The following is a 15,886-nucleotide window of genomic DNA, read 5'->3' on the forward strand; positions in this document are numbered from 1 at the left end:
CGGGGCTTTCCCACCGCCCACGGAACGACGGAGTTCTCATGGCCTCGCAGACAGCGGCATCCGCCCCCGCCACCACCGGCGTGACCCGAGAGGAACGGCGCGTGCTCGCCGGCACCCTCGTGGGCACCTCGATCGAGTGGTACGACTTCTTCATCTACGCCCAGGCGGCCGGCCTCGTGCTCGCGCCGCTATTCCTCGCCCCGCTCGCCGAGTCCGACCCCACGGTGGCCCAGGTGCTGTCGTGGGCCACGATCGGCATCTCGTTCCTCTTCCGCCCGCTCGGCGCCGTGGTCGCCGGGTACCTCGGTGACCGCTTGGGCCGCAAGAAGATGCTCGTGTTGACGCTCATCATGATGGGCGTGTCGACCGCGCTCATCGGCGTGCTGCCCACCTACGCGGCCATCGGCATCGCCGCCCCGATCCTGCTGATCCTCCTCCGCGTCCTCCAGGGCTTCTCCGCCGGAGGGGAATGGGGCGGCGCCGCGCTGCTGTCGGTCGAGCACGCACCGGTGAACCGTCGCGGCTACTTCGGCGCGTATCCGCAGATCGGCGTTCCGGTCGGCATGATCCTCGCCACCGCGACGCTGTGGATCCTCACCTCGTCGATGTCGGCCGAGGCCTTCCTCGCGTGGGGATGGCGCGTGCCGTTCCTCTTCTCGATCGTGCTCATCGTGGTGGGCTACGTCATCCGTCGCGCCGTCGAGGAGAGCCCGGTCTTCGAAGACCTCGTGCGCCGCCGCAAGGAGTCGTCGGCCCCACTCGGCCAGCTCTTCCGCACGAACTGGCGTCAGGTCGCGCTCACCGCGCTGGTGTTCATCGGCAACAACGCCGCCGGCTACCTGCTGATCGCGTTCTTCGCGACCTACGCGGTCTCGGTGCTCGGTCTCGAGCGCCCGACCGTGCTGCTGGCCACGACCCTGGCATCCTTCGGGTGGCTCGGCTTCACCCTGTGGGGCGGCCGACTCTCCGACACGCTCGGGCGCGTGCGCACCTTCCAGCTCGGCTACCTGCTCCTGGCGGTGTGGGCCGTGCCGATGTGGTTCCTGATCGACACCGCGAACATCGTCTGGTACTTCGTGGCGCTGTTCGTGATGACGCTCGGCCTCGGCCTCTCCTACGGACCGCAGGCGGCGCTCTACGCCGAGATGTTCCCCGCCAACGTGCGCTACTCGGGGGTGTCGATCGGGTACGCGCTCGGCGCCATCATGGGCGGGGCGTTCGCGCCGATGATCGCCGAGGCGCTGCTGCGCTCGACCGGAGCCTCGTGGACGATCGGCGCCTACATCGCGGTCGCGGCGCTCGTCTCGCTCGTGGCCGTGTCGTTCATCAAGGAGCCGAAGGGCGTCGACCTGCGGGCGTGATCCTGTTCCGGTGTGGTCGGGATGACGCGCACAGTGCGAGAGCACCCGGTGCGCGGCCGTGCGGGCGGGCGGTCCCGACACGAGGGTGATCCCGGCGCGGTGCGGCCCGCCGAGGTGGGGCCGGGGTTCAGGTGGTGCGCAGACCGTCGAGCGCGATGCGCACGATGTCGGCGCCCAGGCGGTCACCGTCGACGCCGCCGCCCGGCCGGTACCACTCCACGACCGAGTTGATCATGCCGAACAGCAGGCGTGCGGCGACGGCGGCGTCGACGTCGTCGCGCACGTCGCCCTCGGCCTGGGCCGCGGCCACCAGGGCGGTCACGCGGTGGTCGAAGACGCGTCGACGCTCGAGTGCCGCCTGCTCGACGGCCCCGTTGCCCCGCACACGCAGCAGCAGCGTCACCGCCGGCAGCTGCGCCACGAGCACGTCGGTCGCGCCGATGAGCACGAAGCGCAGACGATCGGATGCCGCTCCCTCGCCGGCGCGGGGGTCGTCCAGCACCGCCTCGAGACCACCCAGGGCCGCCTCGAGCGCGACCGAGAGCAACTCCTCCTTCGAGGAGAAGTGGTGGTACAGGGCCGACTTCGCCAAGCCGAGGCGGCGGGCGAGGTCGGACACGCTCGTCGCGTCGAAGCCCTGCTCGTTGAACAGCTGCACCGCGACGGCGAGGATGCCGTCGCGGTCGTACCCGGGGCGTCCCCGCCGAGCGGGGGAGCCGGCGGAGACGGTCGTCGGGGTGGCGTCGGCGGCGGTCACGGTTTCAGTGTGTCACTCCAGCAACGCGGGGGCGTCGGCGTGCAGCAGCGCGCGCGCCGCGTTGCCGATCACGGCGCTGTAGGTGGGGTAGGCGAAGCGCACCCCGGCGAGGGTCGCCACGTCGATGCCCGCCGCCATGGCCGTGGTGACCGACTGGATGACCTCGACGGCGTTCTCGCCGACCGCGTGCGCGCCGAGCACCAGCTCGCGGCGCCGGTCGGCGATGAGCATGAGGAAGCCGTTCTCGCGGTCGTCGATCACCGCGCGGTCGAGGTCGGCGAAGCGCACCGTCGCCACGACGCACGAGGGATCGCGGTCGCGCGCCTGCTCCTCGGTCAGGCCGACGCCGGCGTAGTCGGGGTCGGTGAACCCGCCGGCCGGGAGCAGGTGATGGGGCGTGCGCCGGTTCGCACCCAGCACCGCGTTCTCGGCCGCCGCCTCGCCCTCGAACTGCGCGGCCTGCACGAGCATGTCGCGGCCGTTGGCATCCCCCACCGCGAGGATGTGCGGGACGATCGTGCGGAAGTACCGGTCGACGGGGATCGCCGAGCGCTCCACGTCGACTCCGGCGTTCTCGAGCCCGAGGTCTTCGACGTCGGCCGGCCATCCGGTCGCCATCACGACCACGTCGACGTCGAGGGTGTTCGACTCGCCCTTCTCGCGCCACGTGAGCGCGATGGCGCCGTCGTCGGTGCGGTCGAGTCGCTCGACCGTCTCGATGCCGGTGCGCACATCGACGCCGTGCGCCGTGAGCGATGCCGCGATCACCTCGGAGATCGAGGCATCGGATGCCATGAGAACGCGGGGCGCGACATCCAGCAGCGTGACCTCGGAGCCGAAGGAGCGGAAGACCGTGACGAGCTGGGCGCCGGTGTTGCCCGCCCCGATCACCGCGACGCGGCGGGGGAGCGCGGTCAGCGAGAGCACGTCCTCCGGGACGGTGGCCAGTTCGGCGCCCGGGATCGGCAGTCGGCGGGAGTGCCCGCCGACGCACACGAGGATCGACTCGGCCCGCACTCGGCGGCCGCTGTCGAGCACGAGCGTGTGCTCGTCGGCGAAGCGCGCGCGGCCCTCCTGGACGAGGTCGACGCCCGCGGCGGCGAAGCGCTCCGCCTCGCGTTTGATCGACCGCACGGCATCCACCCGCTCGTGCACGCGCGTGACCACGGCCGACCAGTCCACGCGCGGCTCGTCGACGACGATGCCGTAATCGTCGGCCGAGCGCGTCTCGCGCATGAGCCGGGCGGCCTTGGCGAGCACGCGCGTGGGGACGCACCCGGTGTTCACGCAGGTACCACCGACCCGCCCGGCTTCGAGCACCACGACCCGGGCACCGAGCTCCGCGGCCCGCAGCGCGGCAGCCGTACCGGCCGGACCCGCGCCGATCACGGCGATGTCGTACGTGTCGGCGTGTTGCACGGTGTCCTCCCGGAGGGTCGAGGACCCCAGTCAAGCCGGAGGAGCGCGGGAGGCGACGGGGCTTGCGCGCGTGCGCGGATCCGGTCGTGCGATTCGATCGCCGTCGCACCACCGTGCGGACCAGCTCAGCCGGTGCGGTGCGCCGCGCGCAGGTGCGCGCGGGTGCGGCGAGGGCGTTGCAGCGACGACCGGGCCGCTACCGCACGCCGTCCGCTCAGAAGCGCTCGTACAGGTCGGTCGCGGTGAGGTCGGTGCCGCCGATCGCGTGCACTCCGGGGGCGGGGTGCAACTCGAAGGTCTCGCCGTCGTGCAGCAGCGTCGCGGTGTAGTCGCCGCGGGTGTCGAGCTTGACCTCGAACCGGCCCGTGTCGATGAGCCGCAGCGTCACGACCGCTCCGCTGCGAGCGAGGAAGCTCACTTCCTTCTCGGTCGCCGTCGGCAGGGGGATGACAGGCTCGTCGGCGTTCATGCGGTGAGTCTGTCACGCCCTCGTCGCGCGGGGGCCGCCTCTCGGGTGCGGGGCACGTCCGCGTGCCCCACCGTTCACGCCGACCGGATGCCCGCGCCCTCGCGCGCCGGCCACCGGAACCGTCGGACGAATGCAGCGACCGAGTCGGACCGCGTCAGGAGGACGAACAGGCCGTAGCCGATCACGCCGCCCAGGATGTTCGTCATCCAGTCGTTGATGTCGGCGAGGTGTCCGCCGGACGTCAGCTCCGAGATGGCCATCTGGGCCACCTCGATGGTGAGGCTCGAGGCGGCGACGATCGCGATCACCTTCCCCCAGCTCGGCCGCGCGGTGAGCAGGGGGATGAGGACACCGAGCGGGACGAACACCGCGACGTTGATGAGCGCATCCTCGAGCCCGTAGTCGACGAAGGGGACGAGGTACAGCGCCAGCGGTTCAGGCCCGTAGTCGGGCCGGGCACCCACCCAGACGAAGATCGGGAAGACGGTGTTGGCGACCACTCCGCCCACGTAGACCGCGAGCACAGCCGCGACGCTCGCCCGGGGAAGCGTGACCCGGCCGCGGGAGCGGAGCACCCGGAGCAGCACGACGAAGATCACGGCCCCGAGGGGAATCACGATCGGGAGCATCGGGACTTCGATGGTTCTCATTCACTGCTCTCTGCGACGCGCACGGTGCGGCGCACGTTCGGTCCCGGACCGCGGCGACGGGTGCGTCGCGGTCCGGGACCGACGCCACCCGGCCGAAGCGGGGCGGCGTCGGACCTCAGCGGTGGTCGCGCCAGGAGTGCTGCGGGTCGTAGCCGAGCAGCCGGCGCGCCTTGTCGATCGAGAGCAGGGTGGTGTTCTCGCCGAGGTCGCCCCGCGTCTCGACGCCGGGGAACACCTCGCCGACGAGCTCGGCGTTGAACCGGGTCGTGACGGTGTCGGCCGCGGCGATGATGAAGGTCTCGAACCCGGCGGGGGCGGTCTCGAGGGCGCGTTCGATCGCCTGCGCGCCGTCGCGTGCGTCGATGTAGCCCCACAGGTTCCACTTGCGGGTGCGCGCGTCGGCGTCGAAGGGGAATTCCGCGTAGTCGTCGGGCACCATGACGTTCGAGAAACGCAGCGCGGTGATCGAGAGCGAGGGGTTCCAGCGAACGAGCTCGACCGCGAGGCGCTCCTCGAGCGTCTTCACCAGCGAGTACACCGACTCGGGCCGCGGTGCGTACTCCTCGTCGACGGGGATGTACGGCGGCGGGACGTCGAAGGGCAGACCGAGCACCGTCTCGCTGGAGGCGTAGACGATCTTGTCGATGCCGAGCCGCACGGCCGCCCAGAACACGTTGAACGTGCTCGTCATGTTGTTGTGGAACGTCGCGACGTCGGAGCGGATGCCGGGAGCCGGGATCGCACCGAGGTGCACGAGCGCATCGACGCCCTCGTGCTGATCGTTCACGCCGGCGAGGGCGTCGACGACCTGGCCGTAGTCGGTGAGGTCGACCTGAACGAACCCGGGGCCGCGCTCGCCGCGCACGTCGAGGCCGATGACGTCATGGCCCGCGGCGCGCAGTTCGCGCGCGACGACGGAGCCGAGTTTGCCGGACGAGCCGGTGAGGGCGATGCGCATGGGACTCCAAAGGGTCGGGGGAGGATGCCACCGACGTTAGCGTCCTCTCCCGACACGACGCGCGCGACGGGCGACGTCCGCGGGGATACGGCTCCCGGCTGCGCGCGACACGCGGTCGGGCCGGACGTCAGCGGGTGCACGTCATCCGCTGCTCGTCGTCCTCATCGCTCGGGATGTCCGCGACGACGAAGGCGAGTCGACCACCTCTGCCACGAGTTCGCCGTTTCGTCAAGATCCCCGACCGAACCGCGGGCGGGGTGTTTCGCTACGGGGACGGATCCGTTTCGCGAAGTGTCATCACGCGACCGGACGATCTGCTGACAGGAAACACGATGCCCTCTTTGTCCTCCGCCACCGACGCGTTCCTCGCGGCGCGCGCGGCCGACGGCGACCAGTTGGCGTTCGGAGTGCTCGTCCGCCGGCACGCACCGTTCCTCGTCGCTTTCGCGACGCGCCTGACCGGGTCACGGGCCGACGCCGACGATTGCGTGCAGGAGGCGCTCATCACGGCGTGGCGCCGCCTTCCCGACCTGACAGATCCCGAGAAGGTGCGAAGCTGGCTCACGACGATCGTCTCGCGCAAGGCGACCGACCGCCTGCGGTCGCGCCGGATCTCGGATCAGATCGACGAGGAGATGGTCTCCTCGACGGATGATCCGGAACGCTCCGCCGTGGCGTCGTCGCAGATGGACGCGCTGAAGAAGGTGTTGGCGGAGCTCCCCGAAGAACTGCGCGTGGTCTGGGTGCTGCGCGAGGTCGGCGGGCACAGTTACGACGAGATCGCCGTCGAGGTGGGAGAGTCCGCGGCCACCGTCCGCGGCCGCCTCGCCCGGGCGCGCAAGACCGTGTTGGAACGCATGCAGGAGTGGAGGTGACCGGAATGAGCGAGCATAGCGACGACATCGGCGGTTCCGGCTACACGCTGGAAGACCTCTCCGCCTACCTCGACCGCGGACGCACCCCCCGCATCCCCGCGATCGAACGCAACGCCGAGTGCCAGGCGATCCTGGCCTCGATGGAACGAATGGGCCGTCTCTCGCGCGAGATCGTCGAGGAGCAGGCGGCGCAGCCCCTCGCCGACAGCTGGTACGACAGCATCATGCGCGAGGTGATGCGCGAATTCCGCGCCGGACGCGACATCCCCCTCGTGCGCGCCGCCGACGGAACCGAGATCGTCGTGACCGAGGGGGCGCTGTACGAGCTCATCCGCTCGGTCGGCGATGGCATCGAGGGCGTCCTGGTGGGCCGCGTGCGGCTCGATCAGCCCGCGCCGGACGCGCCGCTCGAGGTGCGCGTCACGGTCAGCGTGCGGTTCGGCCGCCCGATGACCGCCGCCGTCGATGAGATGCGCGACGGCATCCGCGCGGCGATCGAGCGCCACGGCGATCTGAAGGTCGGCCGCGTCGACGTCACCATCGGCGACGTGCACACCGAAGAGGGGCAGAACGAATGACCCGTATCACCGCCGCCGAACTGGCCCCGCGCATCGACCTCGCCGTCACGGCCGTGGAAGGCGTGCGTGAGTCGTACTCCGCGCGGCCCGTCGTCGCCCGGGCCTTCGAGCACATGGCCGACGTCGAGGGTTCCCTCGCCGCCGTCGACGATGTCGAGGGAGCGCGCGCGATCACGGTCTGCATCGGCGTGTCCTCCGAGGTCGACGGCGCGCTCGTCGCGACGGCCGTCGCCGCGGCCGCACGCGGCGCGGGCGGCGGCGACGACATCCCCTCCACGGTGCGCGTGCGCGTGGCCCGGCTGGTCGCGCCGCCGACCTGAGACGTTTCCCGGCCATCCCCGGGCGGACGGGCCTACGCTGGAGGCACCGCTCAACCGCCCGGAGGCCGTATGTCCACGCCGCCCGTCATCGCCGTCACCGGATCCACCGGAGCCGTGGGAGGCCGCGTCGCCCGCGACCTCGCGGCCCGTGGCATCGCCCAGCGTCTGCTGGTGCGCGACGCCTCGCGGGCTCCCCGCCTCGAGGGGGCCGAGGTGCACGTCGCCCGGTACTCCGACGCGGATGCCGCCCGCGCCGCGCTGGAGGGGGTCGACACCCTCCTGATGGTCTCGGCATCCGAGACCGCCGACCGCGTCGAGCACCACCGCACCTTCGTCGAGGCCGCCGCCGCCGCGGGCGTCGGTGCGATCGTCTACACCTCGTTCCTCGCCGCCGCCCCCGACGCGGTGTTCACCCTCGGTCGCGACCACGCCGCGACCGAGGAGATCATCCGCTCCTCGGGCATGCGCTGGACGTTCCTGCGCGACAACTTCTACATGGACATGATGGAGCTCTTCGCCGGCGACGACGGCGTCATCCGCGGCCCCGCGGGCGAGGGGCGCTGCTCCCTCGTGTCGCGATCCGACGTGGCGGCCACGGCCGTTTCGGTGCTCCTCGACCCCGCCGCGCACGCCGACACCGCGTACGACCTGACGGGGCCGGAAGCCCTGACCATGGCCGAGGTGGCCGCGAAGATCTCGGCCGTGCGCGGTCACCCGGTGCGCTTCGTCGACGAGACGGTCGACGAGGCCTACGCCTCGCGTGCGGCGTTCGGCGCCCCGCGGTGGCAGGTCGACGCCTGGGTCAGCACCTACACCTCGATCGCGAGCGGCGACCTCGCCCGGATCTCCTCCGACGTCGAGCGCGTGACCGGCCGGCCCGCGCAGAGTTTCGAGGAGTTCCTCGGGGCCGTGTCGTGACGACGCGCGACCGGGTATGCTGACCGCGTGCTGACCTGTCGCTGTTGTCGCTGAACGCCCCCTCGCGTTCTCTTTCGACGACCCCGTCAGCCGCGCCCCCCGGCGCACCGACCCCACAGGACTCCACCGTGCGTTACGCCCAGAGCGTCGCCGACCTCGTCGGCAACACCCCTCTCGTCCGTCTGTCCCGCGTCACCGACGGCATCGCCGCCACGGTGCTCGCGAAGATCGAGTACTTCAACCCCGGCGGCTCGGCCAAAGATCGCATCGCCGCCAACATCGTGGATGCCGCCGAGCGCGACGGCCTGCTGCGGCCCGGCGGTGTGATCGTCGAGCCGACCAGCGGCAACACCGGTGTCGGTCTCGCCCTCGTCGCCCAGCAGCGCGGATACCGCTGCGTCTTCGTCGTGCCCGACAAGGTCGCCGAAGACAAGCGTGCGGTCCTGCGCGCCTACGGCGCGGAGGTCGTGGTGACGCCGACCAACGTCGAACCCGACGATCCGCAGTCGTACTACAGCGTGTCCGACCGCCTCGTGCGGGAGATCCCCGGGGCCTTCAAGCCCAACCAGTACGCCAACCCGAACGGCCCGCGCAGTCACTACGAGACCACCGGGCCCGAGATCTGGCGCGACACCGACGGTGCGCTCACGCACTTCGTCGCCGGTGTCGGCACCGGCGGGACCATCACCGGAATCGGGCGCTACCTGCGCGAGGTCGCCGGCTCCTCCGTGCGCATCGTCGGGGTCGACCCCGTCGGCTCGATCTATTCGGGCGGCGACATCCACGGCTACGACGTCGAGGGCGTCGGTGAAGACTTCTGGCCCCCGGCCTTCGACCCCACCCTGGTCGACGGGTACGAGCGCGTTTCCGACGCCGAGTCGTTCGCGATGACCCGTCGCCTCGCCCGCGAGGAGGGCCTGCTCGTGGGCGGCTCCAGCGGAATGGCCGTCGTCGGCGCGCTGCGAGTGGCCCGCGACCTCCCCGCCGACGCCGTGGTGGTCGTGGTGCTGCCCGACCACGGCCGCGGCTACCTCAGCAAGATCTTCGACGACGACTGGATGACCGCCCGCGGTTACGCCGTCGAGCCCTCGGCATCCGTTCTTCCCCCGACCTCCCAGGAGCACTCCGCATGAGCACCCACGACGCCGCCCGCGGCTTCGACAGCCTCGCCGTCCACGCGGGCCAGGCGCCCGACGAGACCACCGGCGCCGTCATCCCGCCGATCCACGTCTCCACCACCTATGCCCAAGACGGCATCGGAGGCCTCCGCGGTGGCTACGAGTACGGCCGTAGCGGAAACCCCACGCGCACGGCGCTCGAGACGCAGATCGCCGCTCTCGAGGGCGGCGCTCGCGCGCTGTCGTTCGCCTCCGGCCTGGCCGGTGAGGACGCCCTGCTGCGGGCCGCCCTCGTCCCGGGCGACGAGGTGCTGCTGGGCAACGACGTCTACGGCGGCACGTACCGTCTGCTGTCGCGCGTGCTCGGCCCCTGGGGCGTGAAGCTCCGCGTGGTCGACATGAGCGACCTGGATGCCGTGGCCGCGGCGATCGAGGAGCGCGCTCCCCGCATGGTCTGGGTCGAGACGCCCAGCAACCCGATGCTGCGCATCACCGACATCGCGGGTCTGGCACGCCTCGGGCACGAGGCCGGGTCGCTCGTCGTCGTCGACAACACCTTCGCCTCCCCGGCCCTGCAGCGCCCGCTCTCGCTCGGCGCCGACGTCGTGGTGCACTCCGCGACGAAGTACCTCGGCGGGCACAGCGACGTCGTGGGCGGTGCCCTCGCGTTCGCGGACGCGGATCTCGCCGAGAAGGTGCAATTCCTCCAGTTCGCCGCGGGCGCCGTGTCGGGCCCGTTCGACGCGTACCTCACCACGCGCGGCATCAAGACCCTCGCCGTGCGCATGCAGCGCCACAGCTCCAACGCGCAGGCGGTCGCCGAGCACCTCGACGGGCACGACCGCGTCGCCAAGGTGTACTACCCCGGTCTGCCCGCGCACCCCGGGCACGCGCTCGCCGCGTCGCAGATGAGCGGCTTCGGGGGGATCGTCTCGCTCGAGCTCGCCGACGCGACGGCAGCCCGCCGCTTCGCGGAGTCGACGCGCCTGTTCACGCTCGCCGAGTCGCTGGGCGGCGTGGAGTCGCTGGTGAACTACCCGGATGCCATGACCCACGCCTCGGTGCGCGGCACGGAGCTGGCCGTTCCCGAGACGATCGTGCGCCTGTCGGTCGGCATCGAGTCGGTCGACGACCTCGTCGCCGACGTCGACCAGGCCCTCGCCGCTCTCTGACCCCGACCCCCGACGCCCCGCGCCCCGCCCCCCGACCACGCATAAACGCGATCCGCGCCGAGAAACACGTGCAGAGCGTGTTTATCGGCGCGGATCGCGTTTATGCGTGAGGTACGACGGGTGACGGCTCAGCGCTGGGCGCGGGCCAGGTTCTGCTCGAGCTCGTCGCGGTTCTGACGCACGACGTAGGCGGGCTGGTCGCGCTCGACGCGCCAGCTCTCGGCGAGCGGTCCGACGTTGACGGTGTCGTAGCCGAACTCGTCGTAGACGCGGGCGACGAGGGCGGCGGCCTCGTCGAAATCGCTCGACGTGGCAAGGGCGCGCCGGTCGGCGCTTCCCGCGGGGGTGCCGTCGGTGAGGATGTCGGCGGCCATGATGTGGTTGAACGCCTTCGCCACGCGCGACTCGGGGAGGTGCTCCTGCAGCATCTGCGAGGTGGTGGTCTTCTTCTCGTCGAGGGCAGCGATACGACCGTCGCGCTCGAAGTAGTAGTTGTTGGTGTCGAGCACGATCTTCCCGGCGAGCGGGGCGACGGGGACCTCGGCGTACGCCTTCAGCGGCACGGTGACCACGACGACGTCGCCGGCTTCCGCGGCATCCTGGGCCGTTGCGGCGCGAGCGCGCTCGCCGATGGAGCCGACCAGGTCGGAGAGGGTCTCGGGGCCGCGCGAGTTGGAGATGACCACGTCGTATCCGTGCTTCGCGAAGCCCTTCGCGAGAGCCGAGCCGATGTGTCCTGCGCCGATGATTCCTACGGTTGTCATGAGGGTCGGAACGGTGCGCGGGGGTCGCGCATTCCCGGAAGCGGGTTCCGATCCTTCACCGGCATAAATAGTTAGCAGTTCTAGTAATCAGTGTCAACCGGTCGAGGGCGAGACGGCGCCCGCTCTATCGTCAATCCTGTCGCACCCTCACACGAGTGGTCGCGGGCCGGTGTTCGGGTCACCGTCCTGCTTGACCTGTGAGGGCGACGGCCCCCGGTGGACGCGGCTTCGGACCACCGGGGGCCGCTTTCTTCTCCGGCGAAGACACCTCGAGCGGATGCCGCCGGGTGGCAGGATTGTCGACGGTCCGGTGACGCGGGCCCCGCTCGAGACGAGGACTCCTTCCGTGACGAACGACACGCACCCGCCCCGCACGGCGCGCTTCTTCGCCGTGTGCATCGCCGTGGGCCTGCTGGCCGGGCTCATGTCGGGATTGTTCGGCGTCGGCGGGGGGACGGTGATCGTGCCGCTGCTCGTGCTGCTGCTCGGTTTCGACCAGCGGTTGGCCGCGGGCACCTCTCTGGCCGCCATCGTGCCCACCGCCTCCGTGGGCGTGATCACCTACGCCGTCGACGGGCACGTCGCCTGGCTCCCCGCGCTGATCCTCGCCGCCGGCGCGGTGATCGGCGCGCAGATCGGCACCTGGCTGCTGCCGAAGCTGTCGCAGACGGCGCTGCGATGGTCGTTCGTGGTGTTCCTCGTCGCGGTGATCGTGAGCCTGTACTTCGTCATCCCCTCCCGCGACGCCGAGCTCGTGTTGACCTGGGTGACGGGTCCCGGGCTCGCCGCGCTCGGTGTGGTCACCGGCATCCTGGCGGGTCTCCTCGGCGTCGGGGGCGGCATCATCGTCGTCCCGGCGCTGCTGCTGCTGTTCGGCGCGAGCGACCTCGTCGCCAAGGGCACGTCGCTGCTGATGATGATCCCCACGGCGGTGTCGGGCACCGTCGGCAACCTCCGCCGACGCAACGTCGATCTCGTCGCCGCCGCGTGCGTCGGTGTCGCGGCGTGCGCGACGACCGCGGCGGGCGCCCAGATCGCCAAGGCCGTCGATCCCTTCGTGGCCAACGTGCTGTTCTCGCTCTTCCTCGTCTTCATCGCCTCGCAGATCGCGGTGAAGGCGGTCCGCGGCCGCCGCCAGCGCTGAACGCCCCGTCGGTAGACTGATCCCGTGCCCGTGAACCCCGAACTGGTCGGTCGTGCCTTCCCGCCGACCGCGCCCTACCTGGTCGGCCGCGAGAAGGTGCGCGAGTTCGCCCGCGCCGTCTTCGCCGACGCCCCGCAGCACTCCGACCCCGAGGCCGCGCGCGCCCTCGGCTACGCCGACGTCGTCGCGCCGCCGACGTTCGCGATGGTCGTGCAAGACCTCACGCTCCAGCAGCTGCTGGGCGATGCCGACTCCGGTATCGAGCTGTCGCGCCTCGTGCACGCGGAGCAGCGCTTCCGCTACACGCGACCGATCGTCGCCGGCGACGAGCTCGTCGCGACGCTGTCGGTCACCGGCATCCGTTCGATGGGCGGCAACGCCATGATCACCAGCGAGGCCGAGATCGTGGATGCCACCGGCGCCCACGTCGTGACGACGACGAGCGTCCTGCTCGTGGGGGAGGCCGGCGCATGAGCGCGTTCACCGTGGGCGAGGTCATCGCCGAACGCTCCGTCCACCTGACCCGCGAGTCGCTCGTGCGCTACGCCGGCGCCTCGGGCGACTTCAACCCCATCCACTACCGCGACGACGTCGCCGCCGCCGTGGGGCTTCCCGGCGTGCTCGCCCACGGGATGCTCACGATGGGCATCGCCGTCGGCACCCTCGCCGACGCGCTGGGCGATTCCGGTCGCATCGCCGAATACGGGGTGCGTTTCACGCGACCCGTCGTCGTCGACCCCGACACGGGCGCCGATCTGCACGTGAGCGCCAAGGTGGGCGCGGTCGACGACGAGACCGCGCGCATCGACCTCACCGTGACCTTCGCCGGCACCACCGTGCTCGGCAAGGCGCAGGTGCGGGTGCGGCTGCCCTGATGCCCGAGGTCGCTCCGGTTCCGCTCGCGCAGCTGACGACGCTGCGCACCGGCGGCGTACCCACGCGCCTCGTCGAGGCCGACACGTCCGCAGAACTGGTGACGGTCCTGCGCGAGGTGTGGGCCGAGGGGGCGCCGTGGTTCGTGCTCGGCGGCGGGTCGAACCTGTTCGTGGGCGACGAGGCGTTCGAGGGCACCGTGATCCGCGTGCGCACGACCGGCATCGACGAGCTCCCCGGGTCGCGGCCCGAGACCGCGCGTCTGCGCGTGCAGGCGGGACACGACTGGGACGCCCTGGTCGCCGAGACCGTCGAGCGCGGGCTCGCGGGGATCGAGGCGATGTCGGGGATCCCCGGCACGGTCGGCGCCGCCCCCGTGCAGAACGTCGGGGCCTACGGCCAGGAGATCGTGCAGACGCTCGTCGAGGTCGAGTTGATCGACGAGTCATCGGGCGAGGTGTCGATCGTGCCGGCGTCGGAGCTCGGCCTGGGTTTTCGCACCTCGGTGCTCAAGCACCACTACGGCTCCGTGCCCGAGCGTCCCGCGGTCATCCTCTCGGTGACGCTCGAGCTCGAGCGCGTGGGGGCGGGGGAGCGTCCGATCGCGGGCGCCCAGCTGCGCGGCGCACTGGGATTGGATGCCGACGACGCGGTGTCGCTGCGCTGGATCCGCGATCACGTGCTGGCCACGCGGGCCCGCAAGGGCATGGTGCTCGACGCCGAAGACCCCGACACCTGGAGCGCGGGCTCGTTCTTCCAGAACGCCATCGTGTCGGAGGCGTTCGCGCGCACCCTGCCCGAGGCGTGCCCCCGGTGGCCGATGGGGCCGGAGCTCGATCCGGTGACCGTGATCCCGCTCGCCGCGTTCGACGGCATCCTGCCCCCGCCGCCGGTCGAGACCCGCGAGGTCAAGGTCAGTGCCGCGTGGCTCATCGAGAATGCCGGGCTGTCGCGCGGATTCCGCTTCCCGCGCTCGCGCGCCGGTCTGTCGACCAAGCACACGCTCGCGCTGACCAACCGGGGCGAGGCCACAGCGGCCGAGATCGCCCAGCTCGCGCGGTTCGTGCAGCAGCGCGTGCAGTCCGAATTCGGCCTGCTCCTCCAGCCCGAGCCCGTCCTGATCGACGTCGAGCTCTAGTCTCCCTCCCTCCCCAACCACGGCGTGAGGGGCGATTCCCGTCGCCCCGCTCTCCGCTGGGCGACGGCTCACGACCCCTCACGCGCAAGACGGAGCGAGAAGCCCGCGGATGCGATCGAGCAGCCGCGGGGTCGTCGACGTCGGGGCGCGAGGCGGCTCAGGCGAACAGGCGCTGGAGGCGCTGCACTCCCTCGAGCAGCTGGTCGTCGCCGAGGGCGTACGACAGGCGCAGGTAGCCGCTCGGGCCGAAGGCCTCTCCGGGCACGACGGCGACCTCGGCCTGCTCGAGGATGAGGTCGGCCAGCTCGAGCGAGGTCGTGGGCGTGACCCCGCCCCACGAACGGTTCAGCAGGCCGCGCACGTCGGGGTAGACGTAGAACGCGCCGAGCGGGTTGGGCACCTCGACGCCGTCGATCTTCGACAGCTCCGACACCATCAGGCGGCGGCGGCGGTCGAACGCCACGCGGAACTGCTCGACCTCGTCCTGCGGGCCGTTCAGGGCCGCGGCGGCGGCGCGTTGGGCCACGTTGTTGACGTTGCTCGAGAGGTGCGACTGGAGGTTGGCCGCGAGCTTCATGGCGTCCGCCGGTCCCACCATCCAGCCCACGCGCCACCCGGTCATGGCGTAGGACTTGGCGACGCCGTTGAGCAGGATGGTCTGCTCGGCGAGCTCGGGCACGGCCTCGACGATCGAGACGGCGCGCACGCCCTCGTACGTGAGGTTCTGGTAGATCTCGTCGGTGATCACCCAGATGCCGTGCTCGAGCGCCCAACGGCCGATCTCGGCGGTCTCCTCGGCGGTGTAGACCGACCCGGTGGGGTTCGACGGCGACACGAAGACGAGCACCGTGGTCTTGTCGGTGCGGGCGGCCTCGAGCTGCGCGACGGTGACCTTGTAGTCCTGGTCGGCGTCGGCGAACACCTCGACGGGGATGCCGTCGGCCAGGGCGATCGCCTCGGGGTAGGTGGTCCAGTACGGCGCGGGCAGCAGCACCTCGTCGCCGGGGTTCACCACGGTCTGGAACGCCTGGTACACCGCCTGCTTGCCGCCGTTGGTCACGATGACCTGCGCGGGGGCGACCTCGAGACCGGAGTCGCGCAGGGTCTTGGCCGCGATCGCCTCGCGCAGCACCGGGAGACCGGCGGCGGGGGTGTAGCGGTAGTTGGCGGGGTCGCGCAGCGCCTCGGCGGCGGCATCCACGATGAACGACGGCGTGGCGAAGTCCGGCTCGCCCGCGGCGTACGAGATGACCGGCCGGCCGGCGGCCTGGAGGGCCTTGGCCTTGGCGTCGACCTTGAGGGTCGCGGACTCGGCGATGGCGGACAGCTTGCGGGAGAGCGGGGCGCGGGAAGTCACGGATCCGAGCCTAGT

At 71.4% G+C, this 15,886-nt stretch carries 18 protein-coding genes; 11 read left to right on the forward strand and 7 right to left on the reverse strand.

From position 1 onward, the window contains the following. The first annotated feature begins 38 nt into the window (after positions 1 to 38). The gene (locus tag ACK4LS_RS00805) at positions 39 to 1,361 is read left to right on the forward strand and encodes an MFS transporter (protein WP_409712121.1); all 1,323 of its coding nucleotides are present in this window, start codon (positions 39 to 41) and stop codon (positions 1,359 to 1,361) included. A 127-nt stretch (positions 1,362 to 1,488) separates the two neighbouring features. Here the strand turns inward: ACK4LS_RS00805 and ACK4LS_RS00810 are convergent, their stop codons facing one another. From ACK4LS_RS00810 to ACK4LS_RS00830, 5 genes are all read right to left on the reverse strand, one after another. Further along, a complete protein-coding gene (locus tag ACK4LS_RS00810) occupies positions 1,489 to 2,118 on the reverse strand; it encodes a TetR/AcrR family transcriptional regulator (protein WP_409712123.1) in 630 nt (209 codons plus the stop codon). Positions 2,119 to 2,130: 12 nt separating this feature from the next. Further along, a complete protein-coding gene (locus ACK4LS_RS00815; protein WP_409712125.1) occupies positions 2,131 to 3,537 on the reverse strand; it encodes a dihydrolipoyl dehydrogenase family protein in 1,407 nt (468 codons plus the stop codon). Between the two features lie 214 nt (positions 3,538 to 3,751). Next, complete coding sequence (locus ACK4LS_RS00820; RefSeq protein WP_409712127.1) at positions 3,752 to 4,006, reverse strand: hypothetical protein; 255 nt, start codon at positions 4,004 to 4,006, stop codon at positions 3,752 to 3,754. Between the two features lie 74 nt (positions 4,007 to 4,080). Continuing rightward, positions 4,081 to 4,656: a VanZ family protein gene (locus ACK4LS_RS00825; RefSeq protein ID WP_409712129.1), complete on the reverse strand. Its 576-nt coding sequence runs from the start codon at positions 4,654 to 4,656 to the stop codon at positions 4,081 to 4,083. A 115-nt stretch (positions 4,657 to 4,771) separates the two neighbouring features. Next, positions 4,772 to 5,614, reverse strand: a complete 843-nt coding sequence (locus ACK4LS_RS00830) for an NAD-dependent epimerase/dehydratase family protein (protein ID WP_409712131.1) — start codon at positions 5,612 to 5,614, stop codon at positions 4,772 to 4,774. Positions 5,615 to 5,946: 332 nt separating this feature from the next. Between ACK4LS_RS00830 and ACK4LS_RS00835 the strand changes: the two genes are divergently transcribed. The 6 genes from ACK4LS_RS00835 (at position 5,947) to ACK4LS_RS00860 (ending at position 10,595) form a co-directional block, all read left to right on the forward strand. Then, entirely contained in the window at positions 5,947 to 6,489 is a 543-nt protein-coding gene (locus ACK4LS_RS00835; protein WP_409712133.1) for an RNA polymerase sigma factor, read from the forward strand. Positions 6,490 to 6,494: 5 nt separating this feature from the next. Beyond that, positions 6,495 to 7,067 carry a hypothetical protein gene (locus tag ACK4LS_RS00840; protein WP_409712135.1) on the forward strand — a complete coding sequence of 191 codons (573 nt, stop codon included), beginning with the start codon at positions 6,495 to 6,497 and terminating at the stop codon, positions 7,065 to 7,067. Then, positions 7,064 to 7,387: a hypothetical protein gene (locus ACK4LS_RS00845; RefSeq protein ID WP_409712137.1), complete on the forward strand. Its 324-nt coding sequence runs from the start codon at positions 7,064 to 7,066 to the stop codon at positions 7,385 to 7,387. The genes ACK4LS_RS00840 and ACK4LS_RS00845 overlap by 4 nt, the downstream gene beginning before the upstream one ends. A gap of 69 nt (positions 7,388 to 7,456) precedes the next feature. Further along, a complete protein-coding gene (locus ACK4LS_RS00850) occupies positions 7,457 to 8,305 on the forward strand; it encodes an SDR family oxidoreductase (protein ID WP_409712139.1) in 849 nt (282 codons plus the stop codon). 128 nt (positions 8,306 to 8,433) lie between these two features. Then, a complete protein-coding gene (locus ACK4LS_RS00855) occupies positions 8,434 to 9,438 on the forward strand; it encodes a pyridoxal-phosphate dependent enzyme (protein ID WP_409712141.1) in 1,005 nt (334 codons plus the stop codon). After that, positions 9,435 to 10,595, forward strand: a complete 1,161-nt coding sequence (locus tag ACK4LS_RS00860; RefSeq protein ID WP_409712143.1) for a cystathionine gamma-synthase — start codon at positions 9,435 to 9,437, stop codon at positions 10,593 to 10,595. The genes ACK4LS_RS00855 and ACK4LS_RS00860 overlap by 4 nt, the downstream gene beginning before the upstream one ends. A gap of 128 nt (positions 10,596 to 10,723) precedes the next feature. On the opposite strand, the gene ACK4LS_RS00865 is transcribed toward ACK4LS_RS00860, so the two are convergent. Next, positions 10,724 to 11,359 carry an NADPH-dependent F420 reductase gene (locus ACK4LS_RS00865; protein ID WP_409712145.1) on the reverse strand — a complete coding sequence of 212 codons (636 nt, stop codon included), beginning with the start codon at positions 11,357 to 11,359 and terminating at the stop codon, positions 10,724 to 10,726. Positions 11,360 to 11,705: 346 nt separating this feature from the next. Between ACK4LS_RS00865 and ACK4LS_RS00870 the strand changes: the two genes are divergently transcribed. Genes ACK4LS_RS00870 through ACK4LS_RS00885 form a run of 4 tightly spaced genes read left to right on the forward strand, consistent with a single transcriptional unit; the run spans position 11,706 to position 14,514 of the window. Then, positions 11,706 to 12,503 carry a sulfite exporter TauE/SafE family protein gene (locus ACK4LS_RS00870; protein WP_409712147.1) on the forward strand — a complete coding sequence of 266 codons (798 nt, stop codon included), beginning with the start codon at positions 11,706 to 11,708 and terminating at the stop codon, positions 12,501 to 12,503. 24 nt (positions 12,504 to 12,527) lie between these two features. Further along, on the forward strand, positions 12,528 to 12,977 hold the full coding sequence (locus tag ACK4LS_RS00875; protein ID WP_409712149.1) for a MaoC family dehydratase N-terminal domain-containing protein: 450 nt from the start codon (positions 12,528 to 12,530) through the stop codon (positions 12,975 to 12,977). Continuing rightward, the gene (locus ACK4LS_RS00880; protein ID WP_409712151.1) at positions 12,974 to 13,378 is read left to right on the forward strand and encodes a MaoC/PaaZ C-terminal domain-containing protein; all 405 of its coding nucleotides are present in this window, start codon (positions 12,974 to 12,976) and stop codon (positions 13,376 to 13,378) included. Before ACK4LS_RS00875 ends, ACK4LS_RS00880 begins: the two co-directional genes overlap by 4 nt. Further along, positions 13,378 to 14,514, forward strand: coding sequence for a UDP-N-acetylmuramate dehydrogenase (locus ACK4LS_RS00885; protein ID WP_409712153.1), 1,137 nt, complete (start codon positions 13,378 to 13,380; stop codon positions 14,512 to 14,514). The genes ACK4LS_RS00880 and ACK4LS_RS00885 overlap by 1 nt, the downstream gene beginning before the upstream one ends. Before the next feature lie 157 nt (positions 14,515 to 14,671). Here the strand turns inward: ACK4LS_RS00885 and ACK4LS_RS00890 are convergent, their stop codons facing one another. Next, positions 14,672 to 15,871 carry a pyridoxal phosphate-dependent aminotransferase gene (locus tag ACK4LS_RS00890; protein ID WP_409712155.1) on the reverse strand — a complete coding sequence of 400 codons (1,200 nt, stop codon included), beginning with the start codon at positions 15,869 to 15,871 and terminating at the stop codon, positions 14,672 to 14,674. Between the last annotated feature and the right edge of the window lie 15 nt (positions 15,872 to 15,886).

The sequence above is a fragment of the Microbacterium sp. genome, assembly GCF_046295495.1.
GTDB lineage: Bacteria > Actinomycetota > Actinomycetes > Actinomycetales > Microbacteriaceae > Microbacterium.